At 61.6% G+C, this 15,487-nt stretch carries 13 protein-coding genes; 7 read left to right on the top strand and 6 right to left on the bottom strand.

The window, feature by feature from the left end; all coding sequences use genetic code 11:
• The first annotated feature begins 10 nt into the window (after positions 1-10).
• Positions 11-1,210 (top strand): glycosyltransferase family 4 protein, encoded by a 1,200-nt coding sequence (locus AB4O22_RS01215; protein ID WP_003205462.1) that lies wholly within the window; start codon positions 11-13, stop codon positions 1,208-1,210.
• 118 nt (positions 1,211-1,328) lie between these two features.
• Here the strand turns inward: AB4O22_RS01215 and AB4O22_RS01210 are convergent, their stop codons facing one another.
• From AB4O22_RS01210 to AB4O22_RS01200, 3 genes are all read right to left on the bottom strand, one after another.
• Positions 1,329-2,432, bottom strand: a complete 1,104-nt coding sequence (locus AB4O22_RS01210) for an NADH:flavin oxidoreductase (RefSeq protein WP_003205464.1) — start codon at positions 2,430-2,432, stop codon at positions 1,329-1,331.
• A gap of 262 nt (positions 2,433-2,694) precedes the next feature.
• Complete coding sequence (locus tag AB4O22_RS01205; protein WP_003205465.1) at positions 2,695-3,177, bottom strand: glutathione peroxidase; 483 nt, start codon at positions 3,175-3,177, stop codon at positions 2,695-2,697.
• Between the two features lie 121 nt (positions 3,178-3,298).
• Positions 3,299-3,784 carry an FKBP-type peptidyl-prolyl cis-trans isomerase gene (locus AB4O22_RS01200; protein ID WP_003205467.1) on the bottom strand — a complete coding sequence of 162 codons (486 nt, stop codon included), beginning with the start codon at positions 3,782-3,784 and terminating at the stop codon, positions 3,299-3,301.
• Between AB4O22_RS01200 and AB4O22_RS01195 the strand changes: the two genes are divergently transcribed.
• The 3 genes from AB4O22_RS01195 to AB4O22_RS01185 are packed head-to-tail and all read left to right on the top strand — an operon-like array spanning position 3,753 to position 7,154.
• The gene (locus AB4O22_RS01195) at positions 3,753-4,091 is read left to right on the top strand and encodes a DUF3565 domain-containing protein (RefSeq protein WP_080684674.1); all 339 of its coding nucleotides are present in this window, start codon (positions 3,753-3,755) and stop codon (positions 4,089-4,091) included. The genes AB4O22_RS01200 and AB4O22_RS01195 overlap by 32 nt on opposite strands.
• 54 nt (positions 4,092-4,145) lie before the next feature.
• Entirely contained in the window at positions 4,146-6,245 is a 2,100-nt protein-coding gene (pta, locus tag AB4O22_RS01190; protein ID WP_003205469.1) for a phosphate acetyltransferase, read from the top strand.
• The gene (locus AB4O22_RS01185; RefSeq protein WP_460095787.1) at positions 6,246-7,154 is read left to right on the top strand and encodes an acyltransferase; all 909 of its coding nucleotides are present in this window, start codon (positions 6,246-6,248) and stop codon (positions 7,152-7,154) included.
• A 158-nt stretch (positions 7,155-7,312) separates the two neighbouring features.
• Here the strand turns inward: AB4O22_RS01185 and cysN are convergent, their stop codons facing one another.
• From cysN to AB4O22_RS01170, 3 genes are all read right to left on the bottom strand, one after another.
• Positions 7,313-9,211 carry a sulfate adenylyltransferase subunit CysN gene (gene cysN / locus AB4O22_RS01180; RefSeq protein WP_460095786.1) on the bottom strand — a complete coding sequence of 633 codons (1,899 nt, stop codon included), beginning with the start codon at positions 9,209-9,211 and terminating at the stop codon, positions 7,313-7,315.
• A 9-nt stretch (positions 9,212-9,220) separates the two neighbouring features.
• Complete coding sequence (cysD, locus tag AB4O22_RS01175; protein ID WP_003178041.1) at positions 9,221-10,138, bottom strand: sulfate adenylyltransferase subunit CysD; 918 nt, start codon at positions 10,136-10,138, stop codon at positions 9,221-9,223.
• A gap of 252 nt (positions 10,139-10,390) precedes the next feature.
• Positions 10,391-11,149 carry a Nif3-like dinuclear metal center hexameric protein gene (locus AB4O22_RS01170; protein WP_460095785.1) on the bottom strand — a complete coding sequence of 253 codons (759 nt, stop codon included), beginning with the start codon at positions 11,147-11,149 and terminating at the stop codon, positions 10,391-10,393.
• Positions 11,150-11,253: 104 nt separating this feature from the next.
• Here AB4O22_RS01170 and algW point away from each other — a divergent pair, with 104 nt between their 5' ends.
• The 3 genes from algW to AB4O22_RS01155 all read left to right on the top strand — a co-directional run bounded on the left by algW (position 11,254) and on the right by AB4O22_RS01155 (position 15,486).
• Positions 11,254-12,414, top strand: a complete 1,161-nt coding sequence (gene algW, locus AB4O22_RS01165) for a Do family serine endopeptidase AlgW (protein ID WP_003205476.1) — start codon at positions 11,254-11,256, stop codon at positions 12,412-12,414.
• Positions 12,415-12,647: 233 nt separating this feature from the next.
• Positions 12,648-14,753, top strand: a complete 2,106-nt coding sequence (locus AB4O22_RS01160; protein ID WP_460095784.1) for a TonB-dependent siderophore receptor — start codon at positions 12,648-12,650, stop codon at positions 14,751-14,753.
• 13 nt (positions 14,754-14,766) lie between these two features.
• Positions 14,767-15,486 (top strand): DUF4198 domain-containing protein, encoded by a 720-nt coding sequence (locus tag AB4O22_RS01155; RefSeq protein WP_013694201.1) that lies wholly within the window; start codon positions 14,767-14,769, stop codon positions 15,484-15,486.
• Position 15,487 lies beyond the last annotated feature (1 nt).

The raw sequence follows: 15,487 nt of genomic DNA, 5'->3' as shown, positions 1-15,487 counted from the left end.
CAATGACGAAATGGCCCCGGTCGACACTGGGGTCATGACCACACCTCTGCACATTACCCTGATCACCGAAACCTTCCCGCCGGAAATCAATGGCGTGGCCAATACCCTGGGCCGCCTGTACGACGGCCTGCGCGCCCGCGGGCATCAGGTCGAGCTGATACGGCCGCGCCAGGTCGATGACCAACGCCAGGCCAGTGACGGGCAATTGCTACTGTGCCGGGGCTGGCCGTTGCCGGGCTATCCAGGTTTGCAGTGGGGCCAGGCGTCGATGCACAAACTGCTCAGGCGCTGGAAACGCCATCGTCCAGACGTGCTGTACATCGCCACCGAAGGGCCGCTGGGTTTGTCGGCACTGCGCGCGGCACGACGCTTGGGCATCTCGGTGGTCAGCGGCTTCCACACCAATTTCCAGCAATACACCCAGCAGTACGGCCTCGGGCTGTTGAGTCGCGTGCTCACCCATTACCTGCGCTGGTTTCACAACCGCTCCAGCCTGACCCTGGTGCCCAGCCTCAGCCAGCGCCTGGAACTGGAGCGACGACATTTCGAGCGCGTGGCGCTGCTCTCGCGCGGCGTGGACAGCCAACTGTTTCATCCGGTCAAGCGCTCGACGAGCCTGCGTGAGGCGTGGGGCCTGGGCGACGATGACATCGCCGTGATCCACGTCGGACGCCTGGCTCCGGAGAAAAACCTCGGGCTGCTCAAGCGCAGTTTCGCCACGCTGTGCAGCGCTTTCCCGGGGCGACGGATGAAATTGGTGGTGATCGGCGACGGCCCGCAGCGCTCCGCCCTGGAGCAGGAACTGCCCGAAGCGATCTTTTGTGGCTCGCAACGCGGCGAGGCGCTGGCTAGTCATTATGCGTCCGGGGATGTGTTTGTCTTTCCGAGCCTGACCGAAACCTTCGGCAATGTGGTGCTGGAGGCGCTGGCGTCCGGGCTGGGCGTGGTGGCCTACGATCAGGCTGCGGCGGCCCAACACATTCGCCACGGCTACAACGGCGTGCTGGCAATGCCGGGGGATGAGGAGGCGTTCTGCGATGCCGCCCGTTGGCTGCTGGAAGAGCGCGAGACTTTGCGTTGCGTGCGGCTCAATGCGCGCCAGCATGCCAGTCGCCAGGGTTGGGCATCGGTGATCGAGCAGTTCGAGGCGCAGTTGCGGGGGGTTTGCCAGGTCGAATCGTCGCTGCCCCAGGCAGTGTCGCAGCGCTGAAAAGCATCGCGGGCAAGCCTTGCTCCCACAGAGTTGTCAGTCGTTCACGCACAATGTGTTCGCTGAAGATCAATGTGGGAGCAAGGCTTGCCCGCGATGAGGCCCAACAAGGCGCCGCTTAAACCAGGGTCATCAACGCCTCGCGACTGAACGGCAAGATATCCTGCTCCCGCCCTTCGCGCACTTTCTGCGCCCAGTCCGGATCCACCAGCAGCGCACGCCCCACCGCCACCAGGTCGAACTCGTCGTTGTTCAGGCGCTCCAGCAGTTTTTCCAGGCTGGCCGGTTGCGCGACTTTGTCGGTGTTGACCATAAACTGCAGGAACTCGCCGTCCAGGCCGACGCTGCCAACGGTGATGGTGGGCTTGCCGGTGAGCTTGCGGGTCCAGCCGGCCAGGTTCAGCTCGGAGCCTTCAAACTCCGGCTCCCAGAAGCGCCGTGTCGAGCAGTGGAAAATATCCACGCCGGCGTCAGACAATGGCTTGAGGAATTCGCCCAGGGTTTCAGGGGTCTGCACCAGACGCGCGGTGTAGTCCTGCTGTTTCCATTGGGAGAAGCGGAAAATGATCGGGAAACCCTCGCCCACCGCCGCGCGCACGGCACGGATCAATTCGATCGCAAAGCGCGAACGGTTGGCCAGGCTGCCGCCGTAACCGTCGGTGCGCTGGTTGCTGCCTTCCCAGAAGAACTGGTCCACCAGATAGCCGTGGGCACCGTGGATTTCCACCCCGTCCATGCCGATGCCTTGAGCGTCTTTTGCCGCCTGGGCGAACGCGGCGATTACCTCGTCAATGTCCGCCTGGGTCATACCGTGGACCACCACCTGGCCGTCCTTGAGCTTTTCGGTCGGGCCATAGCCCGGCACGCTGGCGTCCGGCTCGGTGCCGATGCGTCGCACACTGCCCACATGCCACAGCTGTGGAACGATCTTGCCGCCTTCGGCGTGTACCGCATCAACCACTTTCTTCCAGCCGGCCAACGCGGCGTCGCCATAGAAATGCGGCACGTTCGGGTAGCCGTTGGAAGCCTTGTGCCCCACCGTCGTGCCCTCGGTGATGATCAGGCCGACCCCGGCCGCCGCGCGGCGACGGTAATACTCGATGACCTTGGCGTTCGGCACGCCGCCCGGCGAAAACGAACGGGTCATTGGCGCCATCACCACCCGGGTCGGCAACTCGAGCGCGCCGAGGTGGAAAGGTTTGAACAGGGCTTTTGCAGGCATGAGGCACTCCACGGGACAAGGTCGCAGGTCGATATGACGACGATAATATGTGGAGTCCGAGGCGCTCGGTAGCACTATTGATTGGAGTGATTAAGGATCAAAAGGGCGCCGAGTAGGAGCTGTGTAGGAGCTGTCGAGTGCAACGAGGCTGCGATCTTTCCCCAAACACTTGAGTCTCAAGCGAAAGATCAAAAGATCAAAAGATCAAAAGATCAAAAGATCGCAGCCTTCGGCAGTTCCTACATCTGCAATTTCTTGAGGATCAAGCCAGCGCTTTTTCGATCGCCTGGATCACGGCAGGATCATCCGGCGCCGTGCGCGGTGAGAAACGTACCAGCACGCGACCGTCCTTGCCGACCAGGAACTTCTCGAAGTTCCAGGTAATGTCTCCGGGAAACTCGGCGCCCTCGCCCGCCAACAGGCGATAGAGCTGATGACGACCGGGGCCGTTCACGTCCAGCTTGCTGGACAGCGGGAACGTCACGCCGTAGTTGAGGCTGCAAAAGTCCTGGATTTCCTGCTCGGTTCCCGGTTCCTGCCCGGCGAACTGATTGCAGGGCAAGCCCAGCACGCTGAACCCCTTGGCCTTGTATTGCTGATAGAGATTTTCCAGCGCCGCATATTGAGGCGTCAGGCCACATTTGGAGGCGACGTTGACCACCAGCACGACTTGCCCCTTGAACGGCGCCAGAGCAAGCTCCTGACCATCCAGGGCTTTGAGTTTAAGGTCGTGGAAAGCACTCATGACGAACTCCAGGTTTGCGGATCTTTTCGAAACAGCCGTGGTTGATGCTAACAGCAACCGACTAAAAAGGCGCCGTATGGCGCCTTTCCAGTTCACTGCTCATTTGAGCGTAGCGCACAAATCAGTGGTGATGGCCGCCTTCGCCATGGACGTGACCATGGGCGATTTCTTCCTGGCTGGCGTCACGGATGTCGACGATCTTGACTTTGAAGTTCAAGCGCTGGCCAGCCAGCGGGTGGTTGCCGTCAACGGTGACGTCGTCGCCTTCCAGGTCGCGAATGGTGACGATCTGCATCTGACCATCGGGGGCGGAAGCGTGGAACTGCATGCCCACTTCCAGCTCATCGACGCCTTCGAACATGCTGCGGCTCAGGGTGCTGACCAGTTCGGCGGAGTATTCGCCATAGGCGTCTTCCGGCTCGACGGTAACGTTCAGGTCGTCACCGACCGTTTTGCCTTCCAGGGCTTTTTCCAAGCCCTGGATGATGTTGCCTGCGCCATGCAGGTAGACCAGCGGAGCGCCGCCGGCAGAGCTGTCGATGACCTCACCAGCGTCGTTGGTCAGGGTATAGTCGATGGAGACAGCCTTATTGGCGGCGATCAGCATGGGGCGAGACCTTTTGCATAAGAATGAAGAACGGACAAGTCTAAACAAGGATTTGCCCGAAAGCGAACGGAACCCGGACAAACGGACTTGCCCGAACAGACCGACGGTCACCGGTTTCCATCAGGACGAGGACGGGCATTGGGTGGCCGAGCTGTCTTGTGGCCATACTCAGCATCTGCGTCACCAGCCACCGTGGCAGTCCCGGGCCTGGGTGCTGGACCCCGGGCAACGTATTGAAAAAATAGGCCAGCCCTTTGATTGCGGCTGGTGCGCTCAAGGCCCGGTTAGCGATAACCTTGACGACTGAATTGTGGGTAGACGGCCAGTCATAGGCCGCGCCATTCCCCCTTAGAGAATTCGCATGCAAACTTTTTTTATCGCGCCCACCGATTTTGGTGTGGGCCTGACCTCCATCAGCCTCGGGCTGGTGCGTACCCTTGAACGGGCCGGACTGAAAGTCGGCTTTTTCAAACCCATTGCCCAACCTCACCCCGGCGACACCGGGCCGGAACGCTCCACCGAGCTGGTGGCCCGCACCCACGGCCTCAAGCCGCCGCAGCCCCTGGGCCTGGCGCACGTCGAGCGCATGCTCGGCGACGGCCAGCTCGATGAGCTGCTGGAAGAAATCATTACCCTTTATCAGCAGGCGGCCATCGGCAAGGACGTGCTGGTCGTCGAAGGCATGGTCCCGACCCGCAACGCCAGCTACGCCGCCCGGGTCAACCTGCACCTGGCCAAGAGCCTGGACGCCGAGGTCATCCTGGTGTCGGCGCCGGAAAACGAAGTGCTGACCGAACTGTCTGGCCGGGTAGAATTGCAGGCACAGTTGTTTGGCGGGCCGAAGGACCCGAAAGTTCTCGGAGTGATCCTGAACAAGGTCCGCACCGACGAAAGCATGGAGGCGTTTTCCGCACGGCTCAAGGAGCACTCGCCCTTGCTGCGCAGCGGCGATTTCCGCCTGCTCGGCTGCATCCCGTTTCGCCCCGAGCTCAACGCTCCGCGCACCCGCGACGTGGCCGACCTGATGGGCGCGCAGGTGCTCAATGCCGGCGACTACGAAAGCCGGCGCATGAGCAACATCATCATTTGCGCCCGTACCATGCGCAACACCGTGGAACTGCTCAAGCCCGGCGTGCTGGTGGTGACCCCCGGCGATCGCGACGACATCATCCTGGCCGTGAGCCTGGCGGCGCTCAATGGCGTGCCGCTGGCCGGCCTGCTGCTGACCAGCGACACCCTGCCCGACCCGCGCATCATGGACTTGTGTCGCGGCGCCTTGCAGGCGGGGTTGCCGGTGCTGTCGGTGAGCACCGGTTCCTACGACACCGCCAACCTGCTCAACGGCTTGAACAAGGAAATCCCCATCGATGACCGCGAACGTGCGGAGATCATCACCGATTTCGTCGCCAGCCACCTGGACGCCAAGTGGCTGCACCAGCGCTGCGGCACGCCACGGGAAATGCGCCTGTCGCCAGCGGTGTTCCGCTATCAGTTGATCCAGCGCGCCCAGGCCGCCAACAAACGCATCGTGCTGCCCGAGGGCAGCGAACCGTTGACCGTCCAGGCCGCCGCCATTTGCCAGGCCCGGGGCATTGCCCGCTGCGTGTTGCTGGCAAAACCGGCCGACGTCGAAGCGGTGGCCCGCGCCCAAGGCATCGAACTGCCGCCGGGGCTGGAGATTCTCGACCCGGATTCGATTCGCGAACGCTACGTCGAACCGATGGTGAGGTTGCGCAAGAGCAAGAGCCTGAACGCGCCGATGGCCGAGCAGCAACTGGAAGACACCGTGGTCATCGGCACCATGATGCTGGCCCTGGATGAAGTGGACGGGCTGGTATCCGGCGTCATCCACTCCACCGCCAACACCATCCGTCCGGCCCTGCAGCTGATCAAGACCGCGCCAGGATGCTCGCTGGTGTCCTCGGTGTTCTTCATGCTGTTTCCCGAAGAAGTGCTGGTCTACGGCGACTGCGTGATGAACCCGCACCCCAGCGCTGCGGAGCTGGCGGAAATCGCCCTGCAAAGTGCCGACTCGGCCGCCGCGTTCGGCATCACACCGCGGGTGGCGATGCTCAGCTATTCCAGCGGCGAGTCAGCCAGTGGCGAAGAAGTGGAAAAAGTTCGCGAAGCCACCCTGCTGGCCCACGAGGCCCAGCACGGTCTGTTGATCGATGGTCCGTTGCAATACGACGCCGCCGCCAACGAAACCGTGGCACGCCAATTGGCGCCCAACAGCCAGGTGGCCGGCCGGGCGACGGTGTTCATCTTCCCGGACCTCAACACCGGCAACACCACCCACAAGGCCGTGCAGCGCAGCGCCGATTGCGTCAGCCTCGGGCCGATGCTGCAAGGCTTGCGCAAACCGGTGAATGACTTGCCGCGCGGCGCCCAGGTCGACGACATCGTGTACACCATCGCCCTGACCGCGATCCAAGCCGCCAACCGACCTTTGGACATTTAAATGCTGGACTTCTTGCCTGCCCCCTTGCGCGGCGTCATTGCCTCGCTGCTATTGGCGCTGAACACCATCGCCTGCTGCACGCCGCTGTTCATCGTGGCGATTTTCAAATTGCTGCTGCCCTTCCCCGCAGCCCAGCGCTTCACCGACTGGTTGATGGGCCACATCCACGAAGCCTGGATCAGCAACAACAAGGCCTGGATGAAGCTGCTGCGTCGTACCCGCTGGCACCTCAGCGGCCTGGAGGGCCTGGACTACCAGCATTCGTACCTGATCACCAGCAACCACCAGAGCTGGGTCGACATCATGGTGTTGCAGTACGTGCTGAACCGACGCATCCGGCCGTTGAAGTTCTTCCTCAAGCAGGAACTGATCTGGGTGCCGGTGATCGGCCTGGCCTGGTGGGCGCTGGGGTTCCCGTTCATGAAGCGCTACTCCAAGGCTTACCTGGAAAAGCATCCGGAAAAGAAAGGCAAGGACCTGGAAACCACCCGCAAGACCTGCGCGAAGTTTCGCGACAACCCCGTGGGCATTTTCAATTTCGTCGAAGGCACGCGCTTCACCGACGGCAAGCATGCCCAGCAGCAGTCACCGTTTCGCTACCTGCTCAAGCCCAAGGCCGGCGGCATCGCGTTTGTACTGGATGCCATGGGTGAACAGCTGGAGTCGATCATCAACGTGACCATTCATTATCCAGGCGGTCGTCCGGGGTATTGGGATTTGCTCTGCGGCAACGTTGGAGAGGTGGTGGTGCATTTCCAGGAACTGAAGATCCCACCGCAGTTCATCGGCAAGAACTACGATCAGGATGGCGTGTATCGCCTGGAGTTCCAGGGCTGGATCAACCAGTTGTGGCAGGACAAGGATGCGTTGCTTGCGCAGATGCATCGGGAGTATCCCGCCAAGTCTTGAGGTGGCTGCACTGGCCTCATCGCGAGCAAGCTCGCTCCCACATTTGCTCCACCGCTGACCATTGTGGGAGCGAGCTTGCTCGCGATAGCGTCCTTCCAGACAACAGAAAGCCCGCAGATGATCACTCATCTGCGGGCTTTTAGTTACAGCGACTTGCCTTAGATCGCCCCACGCTTGCGCAGCAGATCGAGCACCTGCTTGACGCTCTCTTCCAGGGTCAGCGACTGGGTGTCGATCACCAGGTCGGCATCCAGCGGCACGTCATACGGGAAGGATTCGCCCGGGATGTTGTCGCCAGCGGCGGCATACAGCCCTTGCGGATCACGCTGGGCACACACCGTTGGCGAGGCCTGGACGTAGACGGTCAGCAGACGCTCCTTGCCGATCAGCGCCTTGGCCTGTTCGCGGCCTTCGGCATCCGGGGCGACAAACGCGGCGAGGGTCAGCAGGCCGGCTTCGTTGAACTGACGGGCGACATGAGCCGCACGGCGCCAGTTCTCGGTACGTCCGGAGCGATCCTGCGGCAAGCCCTTGTTCAGGTCATGACGCAGGTTCTGGCCATCGAGAACAAAGACCGCACGGCCCGAGTCGAACAACTTGCGCTCGACCGCATAGGCCAGCGTGCTTTTGCCAGCGCCCGACAGGCCACTGAACAGGACCGTGGCCGGCTGCTGGCCGAAACGCTGGGCGCGTTCTTCCACCGACACATGGGCCAGCTTGCCGTGGTGCGTGCTGCTGCCGTGAGCCAGCGGCTGGGCGACGATCATGCCGGCACCGACCGTACCATTGGTCAGGCGATCGATGATGATGAACGCGCCGGTGGTGCGGTTGCTCTCGTAACCGTCCAGGGCGATCGGCGCATCCAGGGCGATCTTCACCTTGCCGATTTCGTTGAGCTGCAACGCGCTGGCCGGGCCTTCTTCAAGGGTGTTCACATCCACCTTGTTGACGATGCTGGCAATCGAGCCCGGCACGTAGCTGGTGGCGCGCTTGATGTCGTATTTCTTGCCCGGCAGCATCGGCTCCTCGGCCATCCACACCAGCATCGCTTCGAAGTTGTCGGTGACCGGCGGCACGTTGTCGGCATGCACCAGCAAGTCGCCACGGGAGATGTCGATTTCGTCTTCCATGGTCAGCGTTACCGCCTGGCCAGGACCTGCCTGTTCCAGCTCGCCTTCGAAGGTGACGATGGATTTCACGCGGCTGCTCTTGCCCGACGGCAGCACCACCACTTCGTCGCCCTTGTGCACGATGCCGCTGGCGAGGGTGCCGGCGAAACCGCGGAAGTTCAGGTTCGGACGGTTGACGTACTGCACTGGGAAACGCAGGTCGGTGAAGTTACGGTCGCCCGCCACTTCCACGGTCTCGAGGATTTCCATCAGCGACTGGCCGGTGTACCACGGCGAACGCTCGGACTTGTTCACCACGTTGTCGCCCTTGAGGGCGGACATCGGCACGAAGTGCATGCTGGTGGGCTTCATCTTCAAGCCTTCGGCGAACTTCAGGTAGTCGGCCTTGATCGACTCGAACACGCCCTGGTCGAAGTCCTTGAGGTCCATCTTGTTGATGGCCACGACGATGTGCTTGATGCCCAGCAACGAAGCAATGAAGCTGTGGCGACGGGTCTGGGTCTGCACGCCGTAGCGGGCGTCCACCAGGATGATCGCCAGGTCACAGGTGGAGGCACCGGTGGCCATGTTGCGGGTGTACTGCTCATGGCCTGGAGTATCGGCAATGATGAATTTACGCTTGGCGGTGGAGAAATAGCGGTAGGCGACATCGATGGTGATGCCTTGCTCGCGCTCGGCCTGCAGGCCGTCGACCAGCAACGCCAGGTCGATATCGTCACCGGTGGTGCCGACTTTCTTCGAATCGCGGGTGATGGCTTCCAGGTGATCTTCGTAGATCATCTTGGAGTCGTGCAGCAGGCGCCCGATCAGGGTGCTCTTGCCGTCGTCGACGTTACCGCAGGTCAGGAAACGCAGCAGCTCTTTGCGCTCGTGCTGGCCCAGGTAGGCGAGGATGTCCTCGCTGATCAAATCAGATTGATGCGACATGACAGCCCCTTAGAAATAACCTTGACGTTTTTTATCTTCCATCGAGCCTGCGCCATCGTGGTCGATGACCCGGCCCTGGCGCTCGGAAGTTCGCGTCAGGAGCATTTCCTGGATGATGTCCGTCAGGCTTTCGGCCTCGGACTCCACCGCGCCCGTCAACGGGTAGCAGCCAAGGGTACGGAAACGCACTTTCTTCTTGACGATACGGGCTTTGTCTTCGTCGGACAGGTGCTCGAGGATGCGCTCGTCGTCGATCATGATCAACGTGCCGTTCTTCTCGATCACTTCACGCTCGGCGGCGAAGTACAGCGGCACGATCGGGATGCCTTCGAGGTAGATGTACTGCCAGATGTCCAGCTCGGTCCAGTTCGACAGCGGGAATACCCGGATCGACTCGCCTTTGTTGACCTTGCCGTTGTAGACGTTCCACAGCTCCGGGCGCTGGTTCTTCGGGTCCCAGCGGTGCTTGCTGTCACGGAACGAGTACACGCGCTCCTTGGCGCGGGATTTCTCTTCATCGCGACGGGCACCGCCGAACGCGGCGTCGAAACCATATTTGTCCAAGGCCTGCTTGAGGCCTTCGGTCTTCATGATGTCGGTGTGCTTGGCACTGCCGTGGGTGAATGGGTTGATGCCCTGCGCCACGCCGTCCGGGTTCACATGGGTGATCAGGTCCAGGCCCAGTTCCTCGACCATGCGATCGCGGAACTTGTACATTTCCTGGAATTTCCAGCGGGTGTCGACGTGCATCACCGGAAACGGCAGCTTGCCGGGGAAGAACGCCTTGCGTGCCAAGTGCAGCATCACGGCGGAGTCTTTACCGATGGAGTACAGCATCACCGGGTTATCGAACTCGGCGGCCACCTCGCGGATGATGTGGATGCTTTCCGCCTCCAGCTGTTTCAGATGCGTCAGTTTGTCGACCATGGCTACTCACGAAAACTTTCTTATGAACGGCCAGCGGGCCGTGTTCGAGCGGGGAATCCTAGCACAGCGACCTCTTCTAATCAGGGCGCCAACTAGATCGAAACAGCATATGGATATGCCTGCCGGTTCGGGCCCCGCACGCGCTTTTCTGTGGGAGCGAGCTTGCTCGCGATGACGGCGTGTCAGCCATATTAATGTCGGCTGATCCGCCGCCATCGCGAGCAAGCTCGCTCCCACAGGGGTTATAAACAGTCAGATGGGATTCGGGCAATCGATGAATATGTGTTCCAGGGCAAAGCGCCGCGCCAGGTAATCACCCAACGCCTGGACGCCATAGCGTTCGGTCGCATGATGCCCGGCGGCGATGAAACTGATGCCATTTTCCCGCGCACTGTGGAAGGTCTGCTCCGACGCCTCGCCGCTGAGGTACAGGTCGACGCCGGCCAACACCGCCTGATCGATATAGCCCTGGCCACCGCCTGTGCACCAACCAACCCGGCGGATCATCTGCTCGCCTTCGATCAACAACGGCTCACGCCCCATGATTTCCTGGACCTTGCGCGCGAAATCCCGGGCCGTCATCGGTTCGGACAAGGAACCGACCAGGCCGACGATCTTGGGGTTGTCCGGATCCAGCGGCCCCTCGACGGTGATGTCCAACTGGCGAGCCAACTGCACGTTATTGCCCACCTCCGGGTGCAGGTCCAAAGGCAAGTGGTAGGCCAGCAGGCTGATGTCATGCTTGAGCAACGTCTTGAGGCGACGCTGTTTCATGCCGGTGATGCAAGGGTTTTCGCCCTTCCAGAAATAACCGTGATGCACCAGCACCAGGTCGGCCTCGGCCTCGACGGCAGCGTCAAGCAAGGCCTGGCTGGCGGTGACGCCACTGACGATGCGCATCACCTGGGGCGCGCCCTCGACCTGCAGGCCGTTGGGGCAATAATCGACAATCCGACTGCTGGCCAGGTAACGGTCCGCTTCTTCGACCAGGGTGTTCAGGGCTACGGCCATCAAAAGACTCCTAAATATCCCGTTCAGAGGCACGCGCGGCCTCGTATAATGCGCGACATTATGGGCGGTCTCATACCGCCTGCAACCTTTGTAGGACGTGCTTAATGCTCAAGGCGCTGCGTTTTTCCGGCTGGCCGCTGTTGGCCGGCGTGCTTGTCGCTCTACTGATTATCCAGCGCTACCCGGAATGGGTGGGCCTGCCGAGCCTCGACGTCAACTTGCAGCAGGCGCCGCAAACCAAGGCGGTGCAACAGGGGCCGGTGTCCTATGCCGATGCCGTGACCACCGCCGCGCCAGCCGTGGTGAACCTGTACACCACCAAGGTCATCAACAAACCCAGCCATCCGTTGTTCGAAGACCCGCAATTCCGGCGCTTCTTCGGCGACAACTCGCCCAAGCAGAAGCGCATGGAGTCGAGCCTGGGTTCGGGCGTGATCATGAGCCCGGAAGGTTATATTTTGACCAACAACCACGTCACCAGTGGTGCCGACCAGATCGTGGTTGCCCTCAAGGACGGCCGCGAAACCCTGGCCCGAGTGATCGGCAGCGACCCGGAAACCGACCTCGCGGTGCTGAAGATCGACCTCAAGAACCTCCCGGCCATCACCATCGGCCGCTCCGACAGTATCCGCATCGGCGACGTGGCCCTGGCCATCGGCAACCCGTTCGGCGTCGGCCAGACCGTAACCATGGGCATTATCAGCGCCACCGGGCGCAATCAGTTGGGCCTGAACAACTACGAGGATTTCATCCAGACCGACGCCGCGATCAACCCCGGCAACTCCGGCGGCGCGCTAGTGGATGCCAATGGCAACCTGACCGGGATCAACACGGCGATCTTCTCCAAGTCCGGCGGCAGCCAGGGTATCGGCTTCGCCATTCCGGTGAAGCTGGCGATGGAGGTGATGAAGTCCATCATCGAACACGGCCAGGTGATTCGCGGCTGGCTGGGCATTGAAGTCCAGCCGCTGACCCAGGAACTGGCGGAGTCCTTCGGCTTGTCCGGGCGGCCCGGCATCGTGGTGGCGGGGATTTTCCGCGACGGCCCGGCGCAGAAGGCCGGCCTGCAACTGGGCGATGTGATCCTGAGCATCGATGGCGAACCGGCCGGCGATGGCCGCCGCTCGATGAACCAGGTGGCGCGGATCAAGCCCACTGACAAGGTGACGATCCAGGTCATGCGCAATGGCAAGGAGCTCAAGCTCACCGCTGAAATCGGCCTGCGCCCACCGCCGGCACCAGTGGCGCTCAAGGAAGAACAGTAAGCCGCGTCATAGCCGACTAGCGCGAATCGATCGTTCCCACGCTCCTGCGTGGGAATGTCGCCTGGGACGCTCTGCGTTCCACTGCTGGAAGTGACGCAGAGCGTCACGGTATGCATTCCCACGCAGAGCGTGGGGACGGTCATCTCATCCTGATTCACCTGAAAATACAGATAGCATAAATTCTCATTAGTAGTGTTATATTGTTTCAATACTAAAAATTGGAACAACATAACATGTCATCCCTGAAACGGATTTCCGTTGCCAGTCTCGCCCTGGGCTTGCTCGCCGATCCCGCCTACGCCGAAGAAGTCCAGCCTCTGGAACTGGACGCCGTCAACGTGACGTCCGACTACGAATCCCCCACCGGCCCCGTCACGGGCTATCGCGCCACCCGCTCTGCCAGCGCCACCAAAACCGACACGGCCCTGCGCGACATCCCGCAATCGATCAGCGTGATCCCTGCCAGCGTGCTCAAGGACCTGGGCAGCACCAACGTCGAACGAGCATTGGAATACGCCGGCGGTGTATCGAAGCAGAACAACTTCGGTGGCCTGACGCTCTACGAATACAGCGTGCGCGGCTTCACCACATCGGAATTCTACAAGGACGGTTTCAGCGCCAACCGTGGCTATCCGAGCACGCCGGACGCGGCGAACATCGAACGCATCGAAGTGCTCAAGGGCCCAGCCGCCAGCCTGTATGGCCGTGGCGATCCCGGCGGTACGGTGAACATTGTCACCAAGAAACCCCAGCCCGAAGCCTTCACCACCTTGCAAACCAGCGCCGGCAGCTGGGATCGCTACCGCACCGCGCTGGACGTCAACAGGCCACTGGACACCGAAGGCAACCTGTTGTCGCGGGTCAACCTGGCGGTCGAGGACAACCACAGCTTTCGCGATCACGTCGACAGCCAGCGCGTCTTCGTCGCGCCTTCCATCAGCTGGCAATTGAACCCCGACACCCGGTTGCTGGTGGAAAGCGAAATCGTGCGCCACAGCTCGACGTTCGACCGTGGCATCGTCGCCCCGAACAATCGCTGGAGCGGCGTTTCCCGCTCGACCTTTTTGGGCGAACCCAACGATGGCGACATCGACAATCACAACAACATGCTCCAGGCCGCCCTCGAACATCAGCTCAACGACACCTGGCAACTGCGCCTGGCCAGCCATTACAAGCAGGGTGAACTCTGGGGCTTCGCCTCCGAAGCGCGCCCGCTGAACGCCGATGGCCACACGGTGAACCGCCGCTATCGCGAGCGCGACAACAATTGGCACGACAGCATCACCCAACTGGAATTGCGCGGCCTGTTCGACCTCGGCCCCTGGCAACACGAACTGCTGATCGGCAGCGAATATGAGGATTACCGCAAGAACGAGCGCGTGACCACCATCGGTGGCAGCACCTACCCCATCGACATCTATCAGCCGATCTACGGCCAGCCGAAACCCAATGGTACTCGGACCGGCACCGACTTCTTCGAACATGTGCAAAGCCGCGCGCTGAACCTGCAAGACCAGATCGTCTTCACCGACAAACTGCGGGGCATGCTCGGCGTGCGCTATGAGCATTTCGAGCAGAGCATCGACGATCACACCCGCGATCGCACCAACCGCCAACGCCACGATGCCCTGACGCAGCGGGCCGGCCTGCTGTATCAACTGACGCCCGAGGTTGGCCTGTTCGCCAACGCCTCAACCTCGTTCAAACCCAACAATGGCCTGGATGCCGGCGGTAAACCCTTCGACCCCGAGGAAGGCGTCGGCTATGAAGTGGGGATCAAGAGCGAATTGTTCGACGATCGCCTGAGCACCACCCTGGCGGCGTTCCATATAAAGAAGGAAAACGTCCTGAACCCGATCGCCGGGACCGACTTCAGCCGCGCCATGGGCAAGGCCCGCAGCCAGGGCATCGACCTGCAAGTCACCGGGCAGGTGACCGATGCCGTGCGGGTGATTGGCGCCTTCGCCTACATCGATGCCGAAGTGACCAAGGGTGACGAGCAAATCCCCACGGGCAGCCGGATCCTTGGCGTCGCCAAACACAGCGGCAGCCTGCTCGGCGTCTACGAATTCCAGGACGGGCACCTGCGCGGTTCGGATGTTGGCGCGGCGTTCACGTACGTCGGCGATCGCTCGGGCGAAGCGGGCAAGGACTTCGAACTGCCGGCCTACCACACCGTGGATCTGCTGGCCCATTACAAGGCCAGCGATGACGTCACCGTGGGGCTGAACCTGAACAACGTCTTCGATGAAAAGTACTACGAGCGCGCCTACAGCAACTACTGGGTCACCCCCGGCGAGCCGCGCAACTTCACCGTCAGTCTCACCCTCGCTCTGTAAAAGGAACATCCGCATGAAATACCCCAAGACCTTCGCCCTGCTCGGCCTGCTCCTGGCCACACAGGCCTCGGCCCATGGCCTGTGGACCGAACAGCGTCGCGGCAACATCGAAGTGATCTACGGCCACGGCGCCGAAGACAATGCCTTCAAGGCGCAGAAAATCAGCGGTGCCTGGGCCTATGATCAGGTCGGCAAGATGATCCCCGTCACCGTCGAGCGCCTGCCGGACCACGCCCGCCTGCAACCGCTCAAGCCACCGGCGGTGCTGGCCGTGGCGCTGGACAACGGCATGTGGTCCCAGACGGCGGACAAGAAGTGGATCAACGAAGGCCGCAGCAAAGTGCCCGGGGCGATCGAGTCGACCCACACGTTCAAGTACAGCCTGGCGATCTATGAGCCGGGGGCGAAACTGCCGACGCTTGCACCGATCAAGTTCGTGATCCTGCCGGAAGTCGACCCGCTGACCGTAGGGCCAGGCCAGTCATTGCCGGTACGGGTGCTGCTGGACGGCAAACCGGCAGCGGGTGTGAAACTGGTGGGTGACTACCGCAGCGCGCCGAACACCGTATCGACTGAAACCGACGCAGAAGGCCGGGCCAAGGTGCTGGTGCGCAACGAAGGCTTGAATGTGATCGCGGCGCAGATGGAAATTGCACTCAAGGACAACAAGGACGTGGCCACCCGTGGCGTGTTCACCTCGTTGACCTTCCTGGGTGAACCGCATCACGAGTAAC

It is taken from the genome of Pseudomonas sp. S3_B11, assembly GCF_054667715.1.
Note: the sequence above shows the minus strand (reverse complement) of the source record. Positions and strands in the feature narration are given on the sequence as shown.

What these genes read in the sequence shown, in the direction of transcription:
- AB4O22_RS01215 (WP_003205462.1), top strand. Translation starts at nt 11, where the DNA reads ATGGCCCCGGTCGACACTGGGGTCATGACCACACCTCTGCACATTACC.
- AB4O22_RS01210 (WP_003205464.1), bottom strand. Translation starts at nt 2,432, where the DNA reads ATGCCTGCAAAAGCCCTGTTCAAACCTTTCCACCTCGGCGCGCTCGAG.
- AB4O22_RS01205 (WP_003205465.1), bottom strand. Translation starts at nt 3,177, where the DNA reads ATGAGTGCTTTCCACGACCTTAAACTCAAAGCCCTGGATGGTCAGGAG.
- AB4O22_RS01195 (WP_080684674.1), top strand. Translation starts at nt 3,753, where the DNA reads ATGGAGACAGCCTTATTGGCGGCGATCAGCATGGGGCGAGACCTTTTG.
- AB4O22_RS01200 (WP_003205467.1), bottom strand. Translation starts at nt 3,784, where the DNA reads ATGCTGATCGCCGCCAATAAGGCTGTCTCCATCGACTATACCCTGACC.
- pta (WP_003205469.1), top strand. Translation starts at nt 4,146, where the DNA reads ATGCAAACTTTTTTTATCGCGCCCACCGATTTTGGTGTGGGCCTGACC.
- AB4O22_RS01185 (WP_460095787.1), top strand. Translation starts at nt 6,246, where the DNA reads ATGCTGGACTTCTTGCCTGCCCCCTTGCGCGGCGTCATTGCCTCGCTG.
- cysN (WP_460095786.1), bottom strand. Translation starts at nt 9,211, where the DNA reads ATGTCGCATCAATCTGATTTGATCAGCGAGGACATCCTCGCCTACCTG.
- cysD (WP_003178041.1), bottom strand. Translation starts at nt 10,138, where the DNA reads ATGGTCGACAAACTGACGCATCTGAAACAGCTGGAGGCGGAAAGCATC.
- AB4O22_RS01170 (WP_460095785.1), bottom strand. Translation starts at nt 11,149, where the DNA reads ATGGCCGTAGCCCTGAACACCCTGGTCGAAGAAGCGGACCGTTACCTG.
- algW (WP_003205476.1), top strand. Translation starts at nt 11,254, where the DNA reads ATGCTCAAGGCGCTGCGTTTTTCCGGCTGGCCGCTGTTGGCCGGCGTG.
- AB4O22_RS01160 (WP_460095784.1), top strand. Translation starts at nt 12,648, where the DNA reads ATGTCATCCCTGAAACGGATTTCCGTTGCCAGTCTCGCCCTGGGCTTG.
- AB4O22_RS01155 (WP_013694201.1), top strand. Translation starts at nt 14,767, where the DNA reads ATGAAATACCCCAAGACCTTCGCCCTGCTCGGCCTGCTCCTGGCCACA.